Source organism: Rhizobium sp. LjRoot30 (assembly GCF_964253915.1).
Lineage (GTDB): Bacteria > Pseudomonadota > Alphaproteobacteria > Rhizobiales > Rhizobiaceae > Metarhizobium.
The window spans coordinates 326,906-346,802 of the sequence record NZ_CAXUSG020000001.1 but is presented as its reverse complement, the minus strand read 5'-3'; the positions used below and the strand labels follow the sequence as shown (position 1 = coordinate 346,802).

The 19,897-nt window shown below is 61.6% G+C and carries 21 protein-coding genes and 1 pseudogene; 10 read left to right on the top strand and 12 right to left on the bottom strand.

Annotated features, from left to right (window positions below; all coding sequences use genetic code 11):
- The first annotated feature begins 90 nt into the window (after positions 1-90).
- Both ACSQ3I_RS01755 and ACSQ3I_RS01750 read left to right on the top strand, forming a co-directional pair.
- Positions 91-792, top strand: a complete 702-nt coding sequence (locus tag ACSQ3I_RS01755) for a pyrimidine 5'-nucleotidase (RefSeq protein ID WP_435995622.1) — start codon at positions 91-93, stop codon at positions 790-792.
- Between the two features lie 102 nt (positions 793-894).
- Positions 895-1,470, top strand: a complete 576-nt coding sequence (locus tag ACSQ3I_RS01750) for an EF-hand domain-containing protein (RefSeq protein WP_435995621.1) — start codon at positions 895-897, stop codon at positions 1,468-1,470.
- Between the two features lie 71 nt (positions 1,471-1,541).
- On the opposite strand, the gene ACSQ3I_RS01745 is transcribed toward ACSQ3I_RS01750, so the two are convergent.
- Complete coding sequence (locus tag ACSQ3I_RS01745) at positions 1,542-2,405, bottom strand: LOG family protein (RefSeq protein WP_435995620.1); 864 nt, start codon at positions 2,403-2,405, stop codon at positions 1,542-1,544.
- A gap of 164 nt (positions 2,406-2,569) precedes the next feature.
- Here ACSQ3I_RS01745 and dapD point away from each other — a divergent pair, with 164 nt between their 5' ends.
- The gene (dapD, locus tag ACSQ3I_RS01740; protein WP_435995619.1) at positions 2,570-3,427 is read left to right on the top strand and encodes a 2,3,4,5-tetrahydropyridine-2,6-dicarboxylate N-succinyltransferase; all 858 of its coding nucleotides are present in this window, start codon (positions 2,570-2,572) and stop codon (positions 3,425-3,427) included.
- Positions 3,428-3,531: 104 nt separating this feature from the next.
- Here dapD and ACSQ3I_RS01735 read toward each other — a convergent pair whose 3' ends face one another.
- Positions 3,532-4,857 (bottom strand): DUF4214 domain-containing protein, encoded by a 1,326-nt coding sequence (locus tag ACSQ3I_RS01735; protein WP_435995618.1) that lies wholly within the window; start codon positions 4,855-4,857, stop codon positions 3,532-3,534.
- Between the two features lie 410 nt (positions 4,858-5,267).
- On the opposite strand from ACSQ3I_RS01735, the gene dapE reads away from it, so the two are divergent.
- Positions 5,268-6,461, top strand: a complete 1,194-nt coding sequence (dapE, locus tag ACSQ3I_RS01730) for a succinyl-diaminopimelate desuccinylase (RefSeq protein WP_435996250.1) — start codon at positions 5,268-5,270, stop codon at positions 6,459-6,461.
- Entirely contained in the window at positions 6,448-7,044 is a 597-nt protein-coding gene (locus ACSQ3I_RS01725) for a hypothetical protein (protein ID WP_435995617.1), read from the top strand. The genes dapE and ACSQ3I_RS01725 overlap by 14 nt, the downstream gene beginning before the upstream one ends.
- On the opposite strand, the gene arsC is transcribed toward ACSQ3I_RS01725, so the two are convergent.
- The 6 genes and pseudogenes from arsC to def form a co-directional block, all read right to left on the bottom strand.
- On the bottom strand, positions 7,032-7,454 hold the full coding sequence (gene arsC / locus ACSQ3I_RS01720) for an arsenate reductase (glutaredoxin) (protein WP_435995616.1): 423 nt from the start codon (positions 7,452-7,454) through the stop codon (positions 7,032-7,034). The genes ACSQ3I_RS01725 and arsC overlap by 13 nt on opposite strands.
- Positions 7,432-8,238: a tRNA pseudouridine(38-40) synthase TruA gene (gene truA / locus ACSQ3I_RS01715; RefSeq protein WP_435995615.1), complete on the bottom strand. Its 807-nt coding sequence runs from the start codon at positions 8,236-8,238 to the stop codon at positions 7,432-7,434. Before truA ends, arsC begins: the two co-directional genes overlap by 23 nt.
- Positions 8,238-9,173, bottom strand: coding sequence for a methionyl-tRNA formyltransferase (fmt, locus tag ACSQ3I_RS01710; protein WP_435995614.1), 936 nt, complete (start codon positions 9,171-9,173; stop codon positions 8,238-8,240). The genes truA and fmt overlap by 1 nt, the downstream gene beginning before the upstream one ends.
- A 20-nt stretch (positions 9,174-9,193) precedes the next feature.
- Positions 9,194-9,617 (bottom strand): annotated as a pseudogene (locus tag ACSQ3I_RS01705) (type II toxin-antitoxin system VapC family toxin).
- Positions 9,614-9,898, bottom strand: coding sequence for a FitA-like ribbon-helix-helix domain-containing protein (locus ACSQ3I_RS01700; protein ID WP_435995613.1), 285 nt, complete (start codon positions 9,896-9,898; stop codon positions 9,614-9,616). Before ACSQ3I_RS01700 ends, ACSQ3I_RS01705 begins: the two are co-directional and overlap by 4 nt.
- A 65-nt stretch (positions 9,899-9,963) precedes the next feature.
- On the bottom strand, positions 9,964-10,479 hold the full coding sequence (gene def / locus ACSQ3I_RS01695; RefSeq protein WP_435995612.1) for a peptide deformylase: 516 nt from the start codon (positions 10,477-10,479) through the stop codon (positions 9,964-9,966).
- A 162-nt stretch (positions 10,480-10,641) separates the two neighbouring features.
- On the opposite strand from def, the gene ACSQ3I_RS01690 reads away from it, so the two are divergent.
- The 3 genes from ACSQ3I_RS01690 to ACSQ3I_RS01680 all read left to right on the top strand — a co-directional run bounded on the left by ACSQ3I_RS01690 (position 10,642) and on the right by ACSQ3I_RS01680 (position 15,370).
- Positions 10,642-11,862, top strand: coding sequence for a DNA recombination protein RmuC (locus tag ACSQ3I_RS01690; RefSeq protein ID WP_435995611.1), 1,221 nt, complete (start codon positions 10,642-10,644; stop codon positions 11,860-11,862).
- A 52-nt stretch (positions 11,863-11,914) separates the two neighbouring features.
- On the top strand, positions 11,915-12,814 hold the full coding sequence (locus tag ACSQ3I_RS01685) for a ribokinase (protein WP_435995610.1): 900 nt from the start codon (positions 11,915-11,917) through the stop codon (positions 12,812-12,814).
- A 219-nt stretch (positions 12,815-13,033) separates the two neighbouring features.
- Positions 13,034-15,370: a methyl-accepting chemotaxis protein gene (locus ACSQ3I_RS01680; protein ID WP_435995609.1), complete on the top strand. Its 2,337-nt coding sequence runs from the start codon at positions 13,034-13,036 to the stop codon at positions 15,368-15,370.
- An 83-nt stretch (positions 15,371-15,453) separates the two neighbouring features.
- Here ACSQ3I_RS01680 and ACSQ3I_RS01675 read toward each other — a convergent pair whose 3' ends face one another.
- A complete protein-coding gene (locus tag ACSQ3I_RS01675) occupies positions 15,454-16,395 on the bottom strand; it encodes a nucleoside hydrolase (protein WP_435995608.1) in 942 nt (313 codons plus the stop codon).
- 206 nt (positions 16,396-16,601) lie between these two features.
- Here ACSQ3I_RS01675 and ACSQ3I_RS01670 point away from each other — a divergent pair, with 206 nt between their 5' ends.
- Both ACSQ3I_RS01670 and ACSQ3I_RS01665 read left to right on the top strand, forming a co-directional pair.
- Positions 16,602-17,033, top strand: coding sequence for an Hsp20 family protein (locus tag ACSQ3I_RS01670; RefSeq protein WP_435995607.1), 432 nt, complete (start codon positions 16,602-16,604; stop codon positions 17,031-17,033).
- 47 nt (positions 17,034-17,080) lie between these two features.
- Positions 17,081-17,338 (top strand): DUF1150 family protein, encoded by a 258-nt coding sequence (locus ACSQ3I_RS01665; RefSeq protein ID WP_435995606.1) that lies wholly within the window; start codon positions 17,081-17,083, stop codon positions 17,336-17,338.
- A 12-nt stretch (positions 17,339-17,350) separates the two neighbouring features.
- On the opposite strand, the gene trmB is transcribed toward ACSQ3I_RS01665, so the two are convergent.
- From trmB to ACSQ3I_RS01650, 3 genes are all read right to left on the bottom strand, one after another.
- Entirely contained in the window at positions 17,351-18,052 is a 702-nt protein-coding gene (trmB, locus tag ACSQ3I_RS01660) for a tRNA (guanine(46)-N(7))-methyltransferase TrmB (RefSeq protein ID WP_435995605.1), read from the bottom strand.
- 8 nt (positions 18,053-18,060) lie between these two features.
- Positions 18,061-19,299 (bottom strand): methionine adenosyltransferase, encoded by a 1,239-nt coding sequence (metK, locus tag ACSQ3I_RS01655; protein ID WP_435995604.1) that lies wholly within the window; start codon positions 19,297-19,299, stop codon positions 18,061-18,063.
- A gap of 173 nt (positions 19,300-19,472) precedes the next feature.
- Complete coding sequence (locus tag ACSQ3I_RS01650) at positions 19,473-19,892, bottom strand: helix-turn-helix domain-containing protein (protein ID WP_435995603.1); 420 nt, start codon at positions 19,890-19,892, stop codon at positions 19,473-19,475.
- Positions 19,893-19,897: the final 5 nt, after the last annotated feature.

Here is a 19,897-nt window from a genome sequence, read left to right as displayed (position 1 = left end):
ATCATGCGGCAAAAAGGCCGCCAAGGCCGGTTCGGGCGAAAAAAGGAGTAAACATTTTGTTTGTTTGCCGAGCCGTGCCATAAGGGCGCCATGAGCAAGATCACCACCGCCCCGACCGCTGCCGATTTCGACCATGTCCGTGAATGGGTGTTCGATCTCGACAACACGCTTTATCCGCATCACATCAATCTGTTCTCGCAGATCGACCGCAACATGACCGCTTACGTTTCGGCGCTGTTGCAGATGGAGCCGGAGGAAGCGCGGGTTCTGCAGAAGCAGTATTACCTCGAGCACGGCACGACGCTGCAGGGGCTGATGATCCACCACAAGGTCGATCCCAACGATTTCCTCGAGAAGGCACACGCCATCGACTATTCGTCGCTGATGCCGCAGCCGGAACTGGCGGCGGCGATCAAGGCCCTGCCCGGCCGGAAATTCATCTTCACCAACGGCAGCGTCAAGCATGCGCAGGATACGGCCCGCGCGCTCGGCATCCTCGACAATTTCGACGACATCTTCGACATTGTCGCCGCCGACTTCGTGCCGAAACCGGCCGGCAGCACCTATGACAAGTTCATGGGCCTGCACCGCGTCGATACCGCCCATGCGGCGATGTTCGAGGACTTGCCGCGCAACCTGCAGGTTCCCAAGGCGCTTGGCATGCGCACCGTCCTTTTGGTACCGCAAAATCTCGAACATGCCTTCGAACGTTGGGAAATCGCCGGTGAGGATGACGATCACATCGACTATGTGACCCAGGACCTGACAGCCTTCCTGACGAAGCTCATCTAACCCAACATTACCGAAATTTCATATAGATTACCAATGTTTAAGTGGGCATCACCCGATGCCCGACCTATCTTTTCCTTATCGACAAACGAGGAAGGAAAAGAGATGAACGGTAAGAAACTGGTACTGACGGGCCTTTCTGCGGCACTCGTGCTCGGCGTTGCCGCCGAAGCTTTTGCCGCCCCCCGTCATGGCGGTCGCATGTCGCCCGAAGTGGCCTATGTCCGCATGCTGAAGCAGGACGACGCCAACAAGGACGGCCGCATCACGCCGGAAGAAGCCAAGGCCGGCGCCGAAAAACTCTTTGCCGCTATCGATGCCAACAGCGACGGTTCGATCACGCCCGGCGAATTCCGCGCCTATCGCAAGGAGCAGCGCGAACAGCGTCGTGCCGAATGGAAGAAGATGAAGGCGGAACGCGAGACCGCCCAGAACGACGACGCCAAAATGCCCGATGGCGACCGCGACGGCATGAAGCCGCGCCACCATGGCAACCGTCATGACGAAGGCCGCCACGGCAACAAGTGGGGCAAGGGCGCGATGCTGTTCCGCGTCGCCGACACCGACGAAAACGGCCAGTTGAGCAAGCAGGAGGCGGCCGATGCCGCCACCAAGATGTTTGCCCGCCTCGACCGCAACAAGGACGGTGTCATCTCCATCGACGATATGCCGAACCGGTAATCCAACCCCCGTTCCCGGTTCGACAAAGCCCGCTCCGATCAGCGTCGGGGCGGGTTTTTCGTGTGTGAAAATCAGGCAAGCTCGTAGAAGCTGCCGATCACCTTCCAGGCTTCGTCCGCCGTATCGACGAAATGCAGAAGCTTGACGTCTTCGGGCGCGATGGTGCCGAAATCGGCGAGCGCCTCGAAGTTGATCATCTTGTGCCAGAAATCCTTGCCGAACAGGATCAGCGGGATCGGTGCCATGCGGCCGGTCTGGATCAGCGTCAGCGCCTCGAACATCTCGTCCAGCGTGCCGAAGCCGCCGGGAAACACCGTGATCGCCTTGGCGCGCATCATGAAATGCATCTTGCGGATGGCGAAGTAGTGGAAATTGAAGCTGAGTTCCGGCGTCACATAGGCATTCGGCGCCTGTTCGTGCGGCAGCACGATGTTGAGGCCGATCGAGGGAGCCCCGACATCATCAGCGCCGCGATTGCCCGCCTCCATCACCCCCGGCCCACCGCCGGTGACGACGACATATTCCTGGTAGGACGATTTCGCCGCATGTTCGGAGCAGAGCCGGGCGAACTTGCGGGCTTCGTCGTAGTAGACCGAAGCCGCTTCGAGGTTGTGGCGCTGCGTCTCGTTGCGCGCAGCCCAGGCCTGCATGCCGGGCGCCGGGATGCGCGCACCGCCGAACATCACCACGGTCGACTTGATGCCGCGCTCGGCCAGCGACATTTCCACCTTCAGCAGTTCGAGCTGCAGCCGCACCGGACGCAGTTCCTCGCGGCAGAGGAAATCCTCGTCGGCATAAGCAAGACGGTAAGCGGGCGATTCCGATTGCGGTGTCTTCGGCACGCCGGCGGCGCGCTGCTTGTCGGTGGAGCTGTCCTTGAGCGGATCCCAGACCCCGTCCTTGCGCCGCAACTTGCCGTTCTTCAACTTCGCCATTTCCAATGCCTTTCACGCGCTGCCGGCGTCTCGAACCGGGCAGCATCTGCCGGAAAAATGATTTCATTTTGCCGGATCATACTGTAGAGCAAGTGGCCAAAATTCGGATTTCGACCCCGGTTTCCCCACCCTCCAAGATAGACCGCGAAGTTTAAGGAATTCTCATGACCATCGCCGACCTCGCCTCGCTCGAAAAGACCGTCGAAGCCGCTTTCGACAACCGCGACAGCGTCAACACCTCGACCCGCGGCGAAATCCGGGATGCCGTCGAAACCGCGCTCAACCTGCTCGACAGCGGCAAGGTGCGCGTCGCCACCCGCGGCGAGGACGGCGCCTGGGCGGTTCACCAGTGGCTGAAGAAAGCCGTGCTGCTCTCCTTCCGCCTCAACCCGATGGAAATCGTCAAGGGCGGTCCGGGGGAAAGTGTGTGGTGGGACAAGGTGCCGTCGAAGTTCGACGGCTGGAGCACCAACGAATTCGAGAAGGCCGGTTTCCGCGCCGTGCCGAACTGCGTCGTGCGCCGCTCCGCCTACATCGCCCCCAACGCCATCCTGATGCCGTCCTTCGTCAATCTCGGCGCCTATGTCGGCGAAGGCACGATGGTCGATACCTGGGCGACGGTCGGCTCCTGCGCCCAGATCGGCAAGCATGTGCACCTCTCCGGCGGCGTCGGCATTGGCGGCGTGCTGGAGCCGATGCAGGCCGGCCCGACGATCATCGAGGACAATTGCTTCATCGGCGCCCGCTCGGAAGTCGTCGAAGGCTGCATCGTCCGTGAAGGCTCGGTGCTCGGCATGGGCGTCTTCATCGGCAAGTCGACCAAGATCGTCGACCGCGCCACCGGCGAGATCAGCTACGGCGAAGTGCCGCCCTATTCCGTCGTCGTCGCCGGCTCGCTGCCGTCCGACAAGACCATGGCCAACGGCCAGCCGGCGCCAAACCTCTATTGCGCCGTCATCGTCAAGCGCGTCGATGCCCAGACCCGCTCGAAGACCGGCATCAACGAACTGCTGCGCGATTGATCGTTTCTCGAGGGGCTGAACCAGCCCCTCGCACTGCCCTGAGCCGGGTTTGTTACATCTGGACGGCATCGCTTTCACGCGTTGCCGTATGATTTGAACCCGGATCAAGTGTACCAGATGCCGTCGCTGATGGCGGGCGCCACGCCGGCGACGTTTTCGGGACTTTCGGAAAAACCGGCAAGCACATCAGCACGGGTCAGATCGGCCGCCATGCGCCCGGTCCAGTAATCGACACCCGCAGCTTCCCCGGCGCGGTTGAGCACGTTCATGTAGAGTTGCTCGATGAACGCCTGGTTGGACATGTTGGCGCCATAGGTGACCATAAATTCCGTCGACGAGATGAAGTCGTGGGCGACGTCCTTCAAGCTCATCCCGGTATCCATCATCTTGATCCAGTAGGAGATGCCGCCGGCATCCGGCGTGCGATCGAAAGCCGCCTGGTAGATGCGGTAGGCCTGGCCGGCCGTGCCATTGATATCGAGCGCCAGATAACCGTCGTTGAAATGGATGCGCTCGATGCCGGTCAGCGTTTCCACACTGCCATCCGGCTTATAGACTGCGACGATGTCCGATGCCAGCCGCTGGATGGTGTACGTATCGCGCGTGACTTCATAGCGGTGGAAATCGAGCGGCCCGCCGCCCGTGGAGCCGCCTCCGCCAAAAACCGTATCATCCGGCAAATCCACCAGATTGAGCTTGTCTTCGTTGGCAACCGTGTAGCCAAGATCCTTCAGGATCGCCAGGTCGAGCTTGCCAATCTGCCAGCGGTTTCCCTCGTAGTTTCCCCACTCGAACATCAGGCCCGACTGGGCATCGCCGGTTGCCGCATAATGGTCGCGGCTGCCCATGGTCGCGAGCGCCAGATCCTGCCCGAGAAGCGCCTTGGTGTTGGCGCCGGTGAAAAAATACTGGCCGCCGCGTTCGACGGTCAGCTTGTCGAAGGCCGACTTCGACGCTCCGTGTTGCGCCGTGGACCAGAATCCCAGCCCGTGAAAAACCTCATGCACGTAGATCGAGAAGAAGTCGTGCGTGCCCGTTGGAACATGCGGATGGACGGAGGGATTGGGGTCCGGATCGAAATAGAGTGAATAGCCGTAGTTGGTCAGGGCACCGGAGGTGTTTGGCTCGATATGGGCGCCGGCATCGGGCTCACCGCTTGATGCATCCTTGCCGGTCAACGCCTCGTACATGGCGTGCGTCACACCGTCACCGGTGAGATTGCCGACCGCAGGCAGAAGCCCGCTTCCCTTCGGAGCAGAAAACTCGACGACGAAATCGAGAGTACCCTTCCACGAAACGTAGTCCGATATGTAATTGATCGCAGCAATTGCATTCTTGGTAATTAAATCGAAATACGCCCCGTAGTTTCCGGATTGTCCGGTAATCTTGAACGTATAGCTATTCGCGAAATGACCAGATGTTGTTGCCATTGCCGGACCTCCCTCCGCATACAGCATTAAAACACACACGCAAGAATATTCTAGTGATTTACATCACAAGTATTTCATCAAGACGCCTTTGTTAATATTACGTATTTTTAAAATTCGAAAGTCAATATGTATTTCCGGAATTATCAATTAGACTGGAGAACCAATATGCCTTTCCCAGGGATCTTTCGATGGGATCGGCATTTTCCGTCACTGCGCATTTGTGTGTATGGCTGGGAAAAATGGGGTGGCAGGCAACTTGGCAGCTTCCTGGTCGCGCGACCGACAACCCGATCCGACGCTTTTGCGGCCGGATACGCGTGACAGTCCGGCGAGGATCGGGTACACCACCCCGACACTGATATAGGTATGACAAGGCGGCCCCAAAAGGCCCGGCAATGGCTTTAATCCTCATGCTTCCCACCGATCCTATCGCCAATCTCCAGACCCTCATCCGCTGCCCCTCCGTGACCCCTGCCGAAGGCGGGGCGCTGAGCGCGCTCGAAACCATGCTGACGCCACTCGGCTTTGCCGTCGAGCGGGTGATGGCGACGGATGAGGATACGCCCGACATCGAGAACCTTTATGCCCGGCTCGGCGGCGACGGCCCACACCTGATGTTTGCCGGCCATACCGACGTCGTGCCGGTCGGCGATGCCGGCGCCTGGACCCACCCTCCCTTCGCGGCGGAGATCGCCGGCGGCGAGATGTTCGGCCGCGGCGCCGTCGACATGAAGGGTGGCATCGCCTGCTTCATCGCCGCCATCGCCCGCCACGTCGAGAAGAACGGCGCGCCAAAAGGCTCCGTCTCCTTCCTGATCACCGGCGACGAGGAAGGTCCGGCGATCAACGGCACGATCAAGCTTTTGCAGTGGGCCGCCGCCAAGGGCGAACACTGGGATGCCTGCGTCGTCGGCGAACCGACCAATCCGGACAGGCTGAGCGACATGATCAAGATCGGCCGGCGCGGCTCGCTGTCCGGCAAGATCACCGTCAACGGCGTGCAAGGTCATGCCGCCTATCCGCATCTCGCCGACAATCCGGTGCGCGGAATTCTGCAACTGACGCAGGCGCTGCTCGACCCGCCTTTCGACCAGGGCACGGCCGATTTCCAGCCGTCGAACCTGGAAGTCACCAGCGTCGATGTCGGCAACCCGGCGACCAACGTCATTCCCGCCAAGGCGACAGCGAGCTTCAACATCCGCTTCAACGACACCTGGACAGCCGAAACGCTGCAGGCCGAGATCGCCGGCCGGCTGCAGCGCGCCGCGGCCGATACAAGGCTGCGGCCCGGCCGCGAGCCGGTGTCCTATCAGCTCGCCTGGGCCGAACGGCCGAGCCATGTGTTTCTCACCCGCAACAACGCCTTGATCGATTCGCTGTCAGGCGCCATCGAAAAGGTGACGGGCCAGATGCCGAAACTGTCAACGACGGGTGGCACCTCGGATGCACGTTACATCAAGGATTATTGCCCGGTGGTGGAGTTCGGACTAGTGGGCCAGACCATGCACATGGTCGACGAACGGGTGGCCGTCGCCGACCTCGAAACCCTGACCCGCATCTACGAGACCTTCATCGAGCGCTGGTTCGACAATGCCGTCCTTTAAGGAAATCCAGATCTACCTGAAGGGACTGCTGCTGCTGATCCGTCTCGATCCGCGCGGTTTCGGTTATCTCGACCTGACCGACCGCGGCGCCATGCGCTCCTTCTGGGCGATCCTCTGGTGCCTGCCGGCGACGGCGATCAGCTGGCTGTGGTGGCACTCCGCCTTCCTGCGCGCCTATCCGCCGGGAACGCGCACCGGCCTGCCCTTCTTCATGCGGCTTGCCATGGTCGAGATGGCCAACTGGATCGTGCCGCTGGTGCTGGCCGGCTTTCTCTGCCTGCTCTTCGGCCTCGGCAAGCGTTTCCACGCCATCGTCGTGGTATCCAACTGGCTCGCCGTGCCGCTCGCCTACGTCTACGCGCTGATCATCCTGATGGTGCTGGTGCTGCCGGGAACGGAAGGTTTTGCCTCGCTGCTCTGGCTCGGACTGCTGATCACGCTGGTCTTTTCGCTGGTGCGGCTGTTGCGGATGATCTGCGGCCAACAGCCGCTGATGATCACCACGCTCATTCTCGTCCTGCTGGTACCGACCATGCTGCTTTCCGATCTGCTGCAGCAATATCTCGGCGTCTACCCCGCCTGATCCCTGCCGGCGAAAGCCACGACTTCGCCGTCTTCCTTGGTGAACGGGCCGATATCGGGATTGGCGAGGATCTCCAGCACCACCTCCGAGGGACGACACAGGCGCACGCCTTTTTCCGTCACCACGATCGGCCGGTTGATGAGGATCGGATGTGCCATCATCGCATCGAGAAGCGCTGCGTCCGTCAGACCCGGATCGCCGAGGCCGAGCTGCGCATAAGGCGTGCCCTTTTCCCGCAGCAGGTCGCGCGGCGACATGTCGAGCGCGATCAGCAGCGCCACCAGCTCCTCCCGCGAGGGCGGGGTAACGAGATATTCGACGACCTCCGGCTCCTCGCCCGACTGGCGGATCATCGCCAGCGTGTTGCGCGAGGTGCCACAGGCCGGGTTATGGTAGATCCGCACCGTCATCCATCTGTCCTTCGTTGCCGCGCCGTTCGGGAATGACGGCGGGATAATCGACCTGCAAAAAATACAGCCCTTCCGGCGGCGCCACCGGGCCGCAGGCCGTGCGGTCGCGGGCCTCCAGCGCAAGGCGCACATCCTGCGGCGTCATCTTGCCTTCGCCGGCGAGTTTAAGCGTGCCGGCAAAGGAGCGGATCTGGTTATGCAGGAAACTCTGCGCCGAAGCGCGGATCTCGATAAGCTCGCCGTCACGCGTCACGTCCAGCCGGTCGAGGGTGCGCACCGGGCTGCGGGCCTGGCAATGGGCGGAGCGGAAGGTGGTGAAATCATGGTGGCCGACCAGCATCTGCGCCGCCGCGTGCATCGCCGTGTGATCGAGAGGTTTCGGCACCCACCAGGCACGTCCGGCCTCCAGCGCCAGCGGTGCCGGGCGGGAGATGATACGATAGAGGTAATGCCGCTTCATTGCCGAAAAGCGTGCGTCAAAATAATCCGGCACGGCGTCGGCATCGATGATCGAGACACGCTCGCCCGCCATGCCGAGATGGGCGTTCAGGGCGTTGCGCAGCTTGTAGGGCAGCCAGCTGCGTGCCAGGTCGAGATGAATCACCTGGCCTTTCGCATGCACGCCGGAATCGGTGCGGCCAGCGCCGCGGATCGATACGGTCTCGCCGGTCAGCGACAGCACTGCCGCCTCCAGCGCGCCCTGCACGGAGGGGCCGTTGTCCTGCCGCTGCCAGCCGACATAAGGCGTGCCGTCATATTCGACGATCAGGCGAAACCGCGGCATCAGCCGAGCCTCGTGCCCGCAGGCAAGGATGTGCCGCGCAAGAAATCCGCTGCCGCCAACGGCTTGCCACCGGCCTTCTGCAGCTTGGTCAGCGTGACCGCGCCTTCGCCGCAGGCGACCGTCAGGTCGTTGCCTATGACCGTGCCGGCAGCACCCGCGCCATTGCCCATTTCGCTCGCCAGAACCTTGATCCGTTCCGGCTTGCCACCGATCTCGGCCTCGAACCAGGCACCTGGGAAAGGCGCAAGCCCGCGAACATGGTTATGCACGTCGCGGGCGGGCCGTGAAAAGTCGATGCGCGTCTCGGCCTTATCGATCTTGGCGGCGTAGAGCACGCCGTCCGCCGGCTGCGATGTCAGCGGCAGGTCACCCATCTCCAGTTTGACCATGGCCTCGGCGATCGCCTTGGCGCCGATATGCATGAGCCGATCATGCAATTCGCCCGCCGTCATGTTTTCCTCGATTGCGACCTCGCGGGTCAGGGCGACGGGGCCGGTATCCAGCCCCTTGTCCATCTTCATCACCATCATGCCGGTCTTTTCATCGCCGGCCATGATCGCCCGCTGGATGGGGGCGGCACCGCGCCAGCGCGGCAGCAGCGAGGCATGACCATTGTAGCAGCCGTCGCGCGTGCCGGTGAGGATTTCTTCCGGCAGCAGCAGGCCATAAGCAACGACAATGGCGACGTCCGCATCGAGATCGCGAAATTTCTTCCGCTCTTCCGGATCCCTAAAATTGACCGGCGTGAACACCGGAATACCGAGCAGTTCGGCCGCCTGATGCACCGGCGACTTCTGCAGGTCGAGCCCGCGGCGCCCACCCGGCCGCGGCGGCTGGCTATAGACGGCCACGACCCGATGGCCGGCATCGACCAGCAGGCGGAGGGTGGGGACGGAAAATTCCGGCGTGCCCATGAAGATGATGCGAAGAGACATGCTATCCCGCCTGTTGACTATCAGCCGCTTTCAAACGGGTTTACGAGCCGAAGATCAAGCCCCTGGAAGTCTTTTGTGTTGCGCGTCGCCAGCGTGGCGCCATTGACGAGGCAGATTGCGGCGATCATGGCGTCCTGCACGGAGATGGGGCGGCCATGAGCTTCTCGACGTGCCCTTATCTCGCCGGAGAGGGTCGCCGAAGCGATATCGTACCCCGCCACACGGTCAAGAAAGAGCTCGCTCATCAGTCCTTCGATGACGCGAAAGTAACGACAGGAGCCGGTCCGGAGGCGAATTTTTTCGGCGCCGTAAATCTGCTCCATGACGACGACGCTGCATGAATAAAGTTCCAGCTTTTTGCTGCCGATGAAACCAGGCAACCACGCTCCCATCAGGTGATTCCCGGCCCATTTCGGAGACGATGTTGGTGTCGAGAATAATCATTCGAAGTCTTCGAACGGCCGGCCGAAGTCCTTCTTGCGTTCGGCTTCGACCTCATCCATCAGATCGGCATATTCGTCACCGATGGCGCCTTCTCTTTCGAATATCGCCCGAATGGTCTCGGCGACGGACTGGCTATCGGCAGGCTCCGGCCGCTTGCCCGCCATCGCTTCGCCGATCAGGGCCTTGGCTTCGTCGGACAGGCTGCGGCCATTGGTCTGCGCCAACTCAATGATGCCGCGCTTCAATGCGTCGTCGATGTTGCGGATCAGCAGGTCGCCCATCGCCACCTCCTCGTGATATCGACGATATCATAAGCAGTCGGCGACCTGTTTTCAACAATCGGACGTCAGACGGCCTTGGCCTTGGCGGCCTTGGTGAACTTCTTCACCACCATTTCCCGCTTCAGCCGCGAGATGTAATCGATGAACAGTACACCGTTGAGATGGTCGATCTCGTGCTGCAGGCAGGTGGCGAGCAGGCCGTCGGCTTTTACGGTCTTCTCCGTGCCGTCGCGGTCGAGATACTTGACCTCGATCTCCGCCGGACGCTCCACCTCGGCGTAATAATCCGGAATGGAAAGGCAGCCTTCTTCATAAACGGAGCGCGCATCCGATGAAGACAGGATCTGCGGATTGATGAAGACCTGCGGCTGCTTGTCCTCGCCTTCCTTGGCAAGGTCGATCACCAGCAAACGCCGCGGCACGCCGATCTGGATGGCGGCAAGGCCGATACCCGGCGCGTCGTACATGGTTTCCAGCATGTCGTCGGCGAGCCGCGTCAGTTCGGCATCTACGCGCTCCACCGGTGCGGAAACCTGTCGGAGAAGGGGATCGGGCAGGATGATAAGGGGCTTGATCGTCATGCGCCCTCCATAACCCATCTTTTTTCGCGAGGGAATTCTCCGCATGCGGCATCGTGGCGTTTTTTTGACGGCGACAGGACTATCCCCGATCTTCATTTGGAGATTCAGGAAATGTTCACGATTTGATCTTTTCAATGGCTTTTGTTCTGGTAGAATCTTCGAATGGACAAAACCCTATTTTCGCAACCCGTTTTCGAAATCGTCACATCGAGCGGCACGATCCCCGTCAGTGTGTTGGCGCTGTTTCTGGTGCTGTTCGGGGCCGCGGCCGTCCTGGTCCTCTTCCTCCGGCGTCGCAATGGAGGGGACGCAGACGCGCATGCTTTCGAAACGGAAACACGGCTGGCCGAACTTTTGCGTATCCAGTCGGAAATGCAGGGGCGCATGGCGGCGATGGCCGAGGTCTTCGGCTCACGGCAATCCGAACTCAACCAGGCGATCAGCCAGCGGCTGGACGGCATGAGCCACCGGATCGGCGCGACGCTGACGGAACAATCGAAACACACGCATGAAAACCTGCGGCGCCTGCAGGAGCGCCTGGCGGTGATCGACGCGGCGCAGAACAACATCCAGTCGCTGGCCAAGGATGTCGTCGGGCTGCAGGCGATCCTGTCCGACAAGCAGACGCGCGGCGCCTTCGGCCAGTCGCGCATGGAAACCATCATCGCCGACGGGCTGGCGCAGGGCGCCTATGCCTTCCAGCCGACGCTCTCCAACGGCGCGCGGCCGGATTGCACCATCCGCATGCCGAACGGCGTGCCGCCCCTGGTCGTCGATGCGAAGTTCCCGCTGGAGGCATGGAACGCCGCCCGCAAGGCGCAAACGCCCGAAGCCGCCAAGGCGGCGGCGCAGCAATTCCGCCGGGACCTCGACGTGCATGTGCGTGACATCGCCGAAAAATATCTGATTGCCGGCGAGACGCAGGACATCGCCTTCCTGTTCGTGCCCTCGGAATCGATCTTTGCCGGCATTCACGAGCATCATGAGGCAATCGTGCAGAAGGCCCACCGGCTACGGGTGGTGATCGTCTCGCCGTCGCTGCTGATGCTCTCCATCCAGGTGATCCAGTCGGTGCTGAAAGACCAGCGCATGCGCGAACAGGCACATGTCATCCAGGGCGAGGTGGCGCATCTGCTCGACGATCTGCTGCGCCTCGACGAACGGGTTGTGAAACTGCAGTCACATTTTTCGGCAGCGCAGAAGGACGTCGAGATGATCGCGACGTCGAGCGGCAAGATCGCCAAGCGGGGCGCCAAGATCGGCGCACTCGACTTCACCGAACCCGCCGAGGAGCGCAGCCGGATCGCCGAAACGGACGTGCCGGTGCGTGCCGTCGAAAGCCGAACCGGTTTTCTGAAGCTCAGGGTGGTTGACGAGGATTGATGCGGTCGGGCAGTGTCGCGCACAATCATCGGGAAACGGGAAGCGACTTTACATGATCACGGTCTTCGGCTCCATCAACATGGACCTCATCGCCACGACGGAACGCCTGCCGAAGCCGGGTGAAACCGTGGCGGGCAACGGCTTTTCCACCGCTGCCGGCGGCAAGGGCGCCAACCAGGCGCTCGCCGCACGTCGTGCCGGCTCGGTCGTACGCATGGTCGGCGCGGTCGGGCGAGACGAATTCGCCGAACCGGCACTGGCGCTGCTGAAGGAAGCCGGCACCGATCTGTCGGGTGCAAAACCGGTGGACGGTCCGACGGGTATTGCCGTGATCCTCGTCGGCGGCGATGGCGAAAACGTCATTGCCGTCGTTCCCGGCGCCAACGGCACGCTGACATCAGCCGATGCCGATGCCGCGCTGGCGCCGATGAAGGCCGGCGATATCCTGATGCTACAGTTCGAAATCCCGGTCCCGGCCGTCGAATATGCACTGGTAAAAGCGAGGGAAAAAGGCGTCGTCACCGTCATCAACACCGCCCCGCTGATTGCCGAAGCATCGCGTCTCGCGCGCCTTGCCGACATCGTCATCGCCAACGAGACGGAATTCGAGCGTCTTGCCGGCGAGGACGGTATGGACGACGCAAGGCGCGAGGCGACGATGAGAACCCTGCATGCGCAAACGGGCCAGACGCTGATCATCACCCTTGGCGCTGACGGCGTAATCGCCATCCGCGACGGCATCGTTTCCCGCAGCGCCGGCCTAGCCATCGATCCGGTCGACACTGTCGGCGCCGGCGATACGTTCTGCGGCTATTTCGCGGCCGGGCTGGATGCCGGGCTGGATTTTGCGGCGGCCCTGCGCAGAGCCGCGGTCGCAGGCTCCCTCGCCTGCCTGAAACCAGGTGCCCAGCCTTCCATTCCGCTTATCGCGGAGGTCGAGCGTCATCCGTGACGCCGCATGCCGGCAGGAGAAATGCAGAATTGTCATAACCTAAGGAAAACGAATCGCTTTTTAAGCAAATTTAACGGGTTATTTCGTAGGGTCGGCCTTAGACGCCGCCTCGATCCCTCTCAAGCAGCGGAACAAAGGCGGCACGCCCCATGATAGGGCAGTTTACCCGTTCATTCCCTGCGCCGGATCGGCTCCGGCCTCCCCTGCTTTGAGGCGACAATGTCTATTTTCAGAGTGAAGTCACTTGCGGCCAAGCTGATGGCGGTCAGCGGCTTGGCAATTGCAATGGTCCTCCTGGTGTCCAACCTGCTCTTGATCTCGCAATCGCGTGAGCGCGTGCAGACCCTGACCATGGCCCAGGCCGATGCGGAAGCCAAGGCGATCGCCAATCAGATCACCGCCAAGGTGGGCGAGCTGACGGGCGCTGCGCGTTCGATGGCCGGCGTTATCAGCCGCAGCCACGAAGGCAAGTCTCTGGACCGGCCGGGCGTCATCAACATTCTGAAAGCCAATGTCGAGCACAACGCTTTTGCTTTCGGCAGCTGGTTCGCCGAAGAGCCGAAAGCCTTCGATGGCCGCAAGGAAGAGGTTGCCAACAACAAGGAACTCGGCGGCAACAAGAACGGCGTATTCACGCCATACTGGACGAAAACCGCAGCTGGCGGCTATGAATTCTCGACCTTCAACGAAGATTATGCTGCTGCCTGGTACGCCACTTCGGCAAAATCGATGAAGGGCGGCATCAGCCCGCCATACAAGGCGGAAGAAATCACTGTTCCCACCGCCATGACCTCCGTCACTTTCCCGGTCATGTCCGGCGGCAAGCTGATCGGGGTTTCCGGTATCGATATTTCGCTGGCGGCACTTTACGACGACTTGAGCAAGCTTCACCCGTTCGGCACGGGCCGCGTGCTGTTGCTCTCTCAGACCGCTCAATGGGTCGTCGCTCCCACAGCAGAGATGATGATGACCGACTATGCCGATGCCGGCAGCGACGTCGTCAAGAATGCCCTGGCCACCAGCAAGGGCGGCGTCATCGAAGGCCTGACGATGACGGATGGCGAAGGTTTCAGCCGCGTCGTCTATCCGTTCGCACTGCCTGACCTCAACACCAGCTGGGTCGTCATCGTCGACGTGCCGCATTCCGCCATTGCCGCTCCGGTGCAGGCGCAGACCTACATGATGGTCATCGGCGCTATCCTCGTCCTGGCAGCCGTGATGCTGGCGCTGTATTTCGCCGCCCGCTCGTTCATCCAGCTGCCGCTCAAGGCGCTGCTGCGCGATGTCACCCATCTCAGCGAAAACAAGTATGACGAGCCGGTCACCGGCCAGGACCGCGCCGATGAAATCGGCCTCGTCGCCAAGTCGCTGGAAGGCTTCCGTCACACGCTTGCCGATACCCAGCGGCTGCAAGCGGATGCGGAAATGCAGCGCAACGCCGCCGAAAATGAGCGCCAGCGCTCCGAAACGGAACGCAACGGTGCAGCCTCGCTGCAGCGCCACATCGTCTCGACCGTGGGTGAAGGCCTGGCGCAGCTTTCGAACGGCAACCTCGCCTACCGCATCGAGGCAGACTTCCCTGGCGACTATGCAACGCTCAAGCGCGATTTCAACGCCGCCCTCTCGAGCATCGAAGAAACGATCAACACGCTGAACAACACGGTACACAACATCGGCGGCGGCACCGGCGAAATCAGCCGCAGCGCCTCCGATCTTGCCCGCCGTACCGAGCAGCAGGCCGCAAGCCTGGAAGAGACTGCCGCAGCGCTCAACGAGCTGACGGTGCAGGTCAACTCCAGCGCCGACAACGCCCGCGCTGCCGCCGTCAGCGTCAACACCGCCTGCGAGGATGCCGAACGTTCCGGCGAGGTGGTGCAGAAGGCGATTGCCTCGATGCAGGGCATTGAGCAGTCGTCGCAAGAAGTCTCGCGCATCATCGGCGTCATCGACGAGATCGCCTTCCAGACCAACCTGCTTGCCCTGAATGCCGGTGTCGAAGCCGCCCGTGCAGGCGAAGCCGGCAAGGGTTTTGCCGTCGTTGCCCAGGAAGTCCGCGAACTCGCCCAGCGCTCCGCCAACGCCGCCAAGGAGATCAAGACGCTGATCAACGCCTCGGCCGGCCAGGTGCAGGACGGTGTGGCCCTCGTCGGCCGTGCCGGCAACGCGCTGGACAAGATCGCCGGCCAGGTCATGGAGATCAACGGCCTGATCCGCCAGATTTCCGCTTCCGCCAGCGAACAGGCTGTCGGGCTGAAGGAAATCAACTCGGCGATGAACCAGATGGACCAGGTGACGCAGCAGAACGCGGCGATGGTGGAAGAACAGACCGCCGCCAGCATGACGCTGAAGGAAGAGGCCGACGTGCTGAAGTCGCTCGTTGCCCGCTTCCGTACCGGTGGCGTCGATCATTCCGCCGCCCTGCGCCAGACCGCACAGCACATGCGTGCCCCGGCACGCCCGCCTGCGACACCTGCGCGGGCTCCTGCACGCCGCAGCGTCCCGCAAAGCCAGGGCTCGGCTGCACTGGCCGCCAAGGACGACTGGGAAGAATTCTGAGAAGAATTCAATCACTGAACGACAAAGCCGCCGGATGCACTCCGGCGGCTTTTTTCATGGGAGCCTGGAAATCGTTGCGGCCGTCAGAGACGGGCAAAACGCTCGGTCAACAGGGCGAAGAAACCATCGGCGTCGACCTGGCGCATGACCTTGGCATTGTGTTTGCGATCGGTCACCTGCCACCAGTCGACCACGGTCATGCCGACCGTCAGCGGCGATTGCAGCTCGATCTCGACATTGCAATCGCGCCCGCCGAACAGCTCCGGCTTGAGAAGGTAAGCGATGACGGTCGGATCATGCAGCGGGCCGCCGTCGGAACCGTATTTTTCGATGTCGAAGCGCTCGAAGAATTCCAGCATTTCCACCATTGCGATAGCCGGCCGGCTGCCGATGGCGCGCATGCGCTCGACACGGCTTTTCAGCGTCAGCAGCTGGTGCGTGACATCGAGCGGCATCATGACGATCGGGATGCCGGAGGCGAAGACGGCCGCCGCGGCTTCCGGGTCGACGTAGATGTTGAATTCGGCGGCCGGCGTAATGTTGCCGCCTTCGAAGAAACCGCCGCCCATCATCACCAGTTCGCGCACACGCGGCGCAATATCGGGCGCCTTCTGCAGAGCGAGCGCGATGTTGGTCAGCGGGCCGAGCGTGCACAGCGTCACGCTGCCTTCCGGCTCGCGCCGCAGGGTCTCGACGATGAAATCGACGGCGTGCTGGCTTTCGAGAGCCATCGTCGGCTCGGCCAGTTCCGGGCCGTCCAGCCCGGTCTTGCCGTGCACGTGCTCGGCCGTTACCAACGGCCGGCTGACCGGCTTGTCGGCGCCGGCGAAAATCCTGATGTCGCGGCGGTCGCAGAGTTCGCAAATGATGCGGGCATTGCGCGCCGTCAGCGCCAGCGGCACGTTGCCGGCCACGGTGGTGATGCCCAGCACCTCCAGTTCATCGGCACTGCCCAGCGCCAGAAAGATGGCGGCGGCATCGTCCTGCCCCGGATCGGTGTCGATGATGATCTTGCGTGGCGCCATGTCGTACTCCCCTGAAATGTGACAGGGTTTGATGGGCGTCCATCACCTGATTTGTCAAGCTATGCATGGCATGGATCAGCAGGCTTTTCTGGCCGTAGCGCAGCGGAGGTTCTTGCGCTTAAAAGCCCCCGCTCCCATATTGGAACGCACCGGATGCTTCAAAAGAAGGTCCGGCGAAGTCGCTTGACCCTGCAAGGACTGTGAGAATGAGCCGCATTACACCTTTTGCCAGCCCGCTGCTGCTGGGCTTCGACACGATGGAAAAGACGCTGGAACGCATCGCCAAGGCGAGCGACGGCTATCCCCCCTACAATATCGAACGCATCCGCGCCAATGCCGCCGTCGAGGCGCCGGAGAGGCTGCGAATCACGCTGGCCGTTGCCGGTTTCTCCGAAGAGGAGCTGGATGTCACGGTGGAGGAAAACCAGCTGGTCATCCGCGGCCGCCAGGCCGATCCCGGCGAAAGGGACTATCTCTACCGTGGAATCGCCGCCCGGCAGTTCCAGCGCATGTTCGTTTTGGCTGACGGAATGCATGTTCTCGGTGCGAATTTGCGCAATGGCCTGCTGTCCGTCGATCTTGTTCGCCCCGAACCCGAACGCATGGTGAAGAAAATTAACATTTCGGTCTCACAGTAGGACAACGGCAATGCTGCCGTGACTCCCTCAGTTGCGGAGAACTGCGAATGTTGATGAAAGAAGCCACCGCGCGTCTGACCCTTGCCGAACTTGCCCACCTGGGCTCCGGTGAAGTCGGTTATATCCGCAAGATGCGTTACGACGAGGTCAATCGTTGTTTCCCCGAAGCCCCTGAAATCGACCCCAGCCTGGATCTGTGGGCTCTTTTCGGCGCCGACGGCACCCCGCTGTTGCTGACGGACAATCGCTCCAGCACCTTCTTCAAGGCTGCTGAAGACGAACTCAGAACAGTAAGCCTTCACTGAAAGTGAGCGGGATCAGACCCTTTTGAACGTCAGATAGGCGGACGACCGCCCCTCGCGCTTGGCCTTGGCTTCGTATCGTGTGCCGGGCCAGCCCGCGAAAGGGGTCAGCCAATCGGCGGCATTTTTCGCAGTCCATTCAAAGCCGCCATGGTCGCGGCATTTGAGCAGCGTCCAGTTGACATAGGTGTCGATGTCGGACGCAAAGCAGAATACACCGCCGGGCTTCAGGACCCGATGGAAGCGATCGAGGTTGACCCTCGACACGAAGCGGCGCTTCCAATGCTTTTTCTTCGGCCACGGATCCGGATACAAGAGGTCGATCTGGTCGATCGATGCGGCCGGCAGCCAATCCAGAACCTGCGTGGCATCCTCATCATAGACCCGAACATTGTTCAGCCCGAGTTCGCCGACGCGCGACAGAAGTTTCGCCATGGAGTTGACGAAGGGTTCGACGCCGATGAAGCCGGTCGAGGATGTCTCGCCGGCGCGGTGCAGCAGGTGCTCACCGCCGCCGAAACCGATCTCCAGCCGGATGCGACCGACCGGCGATGAAAAGAGCTGCGCCAGATCTCCCGGCGCAGGTTCGTCGAGATCGATCTTCAGAGAGGAAAGCCCCGTCTTCAACGCTTCCGCCTGCTGGCCGCGCAGGGCTTTGCCCTTGCGGCGTCCAAAAAAGGCTTCCGTGGCGCGGGCGCGGCGTTCCGTCTCCGTCATGGGATCGATCAGTCCTTCACTGCTTCTTTCAATGCCTTGGCCAGGTCGACCTTCTCCCAGGAGAAGGAACCGTCACGGCCGGCCTTGCGGCCGAAATGGCCATAGGCGGAGGTCTTGGCATAGATCGGCTTGTTGAGGTCGAGGTGGCGGCGGATGCCCGACGGCGACAGGTCCATGACCTTGCGGATGGCATCTTCCACCTGGTCTTCCTTCACCTTGCCGGTGCCATGCAGGTCGACATAGACCGACAACGGCTGGGCAACGCCGATGGCGTAGGAGAGCTGGATGGTGCAGCGGTCGGCGAGACCTGCGGCAACGACGTTCTTGGCGAGGTAACGGGCGGCATAGGCTGCCGAACGGTCGACCTTGGTCGTGTCCTTGCCCGAGAAAGCGCCGCCGCCGTGCGGAGCGGCACCGCCGTAGGTATCGACGATGATCTTGCGGCCGGTCAGGCCGGCGTCACCATCCGGGCCGCCGATGACGAACTTGCCCGTCGGGTTGATGTACCAGTTGCAATCGTCGGCGATCTTCAGGTCGGCCAGCGCCTCGCGGATGTAGGGCTCCACGACGGCGCGGACCTTGGCCGAATCCCAGCTTTCGTCGAGGTGCTGGGTGGAAAGGACGATCGAGGTCGCTTCGGCCGGCTTGCCGTCGACGTAACGCACGGTCACTTGGCTCTTCGCGTCCGGACCCAGCTTGCCGACGTCGCCTTCGCCCTTCTTGCGGGCGGCGGCGAGCAGCTGCAGGATGCGGTGCGAATAATAGATCGGCGCCGGCATCAGTTCCGGGGTTTCGCGGCAGGCGTAACCGAACATGATGCCCTGGTCGCCGGCACCCTCGTCGCCCTGCTTGTCGGCGGCGCTGTCGACGCCCTGGGCGATGTCGGCGGACTGCGAATGCAGGAGAACGTCGATCTTGGCGGTCTTCCAGTGGAAACCGGCCTGCTCATAGCCGATGTCGCGGATGGCCTTGCGCGCCGCGGATTTGAACTTGGAAGGGTTGATGACGCTGTTGCCATCCTTGTCGGCCTTCAGAAGGCTCGGCGGCAGGCGGACTTCGCCGGCGATCACCACCCGGTTGGTGGTTGCCAGCGTCTCGCAGGCGATACGGACGCTCCACGGATCGACACCGGTCTTGGCAGCTTCGCGATAGACCAGATCGACGATCTCGTCGGAAATACGGTCACAAACCTTGTCCGGGTGACCTTCGGCAACAGACTCACTGGTGAACAGATAATTAGCGCGCATGCGGGATTCCCCTCAAAGAATAGGCCTTGCAGTTGTTAGTCAGTTCGACGTCGAAAGACAAGCACAGAAGGACATAAATATATCTTTATATGGGCCGAAATTTAGCAAAAAACCGCATAAAAACGCAAACAGCGGCCAAAATTGACCGCTGCGCGTCGTGATGGAAATTTGGCTTATTCGGAATCGGCTTCCGCGGCCAGTGTCTTGACCAGATCGACCAGCTTGCGGCGGACCTTCGGGTCGGCAATCTTGACGAAGGCGCGATTGAGCTGCAGTCCTTCGGAAGAAGAGAGGAAATCGACCACATAGTTCGGGCTCGATGCTTCCGCCAATCCGCCCTGAGGCGCCTGCTGCTCGCCGGGAGCATCCTCGAAGAAGAAGGCGACCGGCACGTTGAGGATGCTGGAGATGTTCTGCAGGCGGCTTGCGCCGACCCTGTTCGTACCCTTTTCGTATTTCTGGATCTGCTGGAAAGTGATGCCCAGGCTTTCACCCAGTTTCTCCTGGCTCATGCCCAGCATCGTGCGACGGAGACGAATCCTGCTCCCGACATGGATATCAATCGGATTCGGCTTCTTTTTATTCTCGATCATTCGAT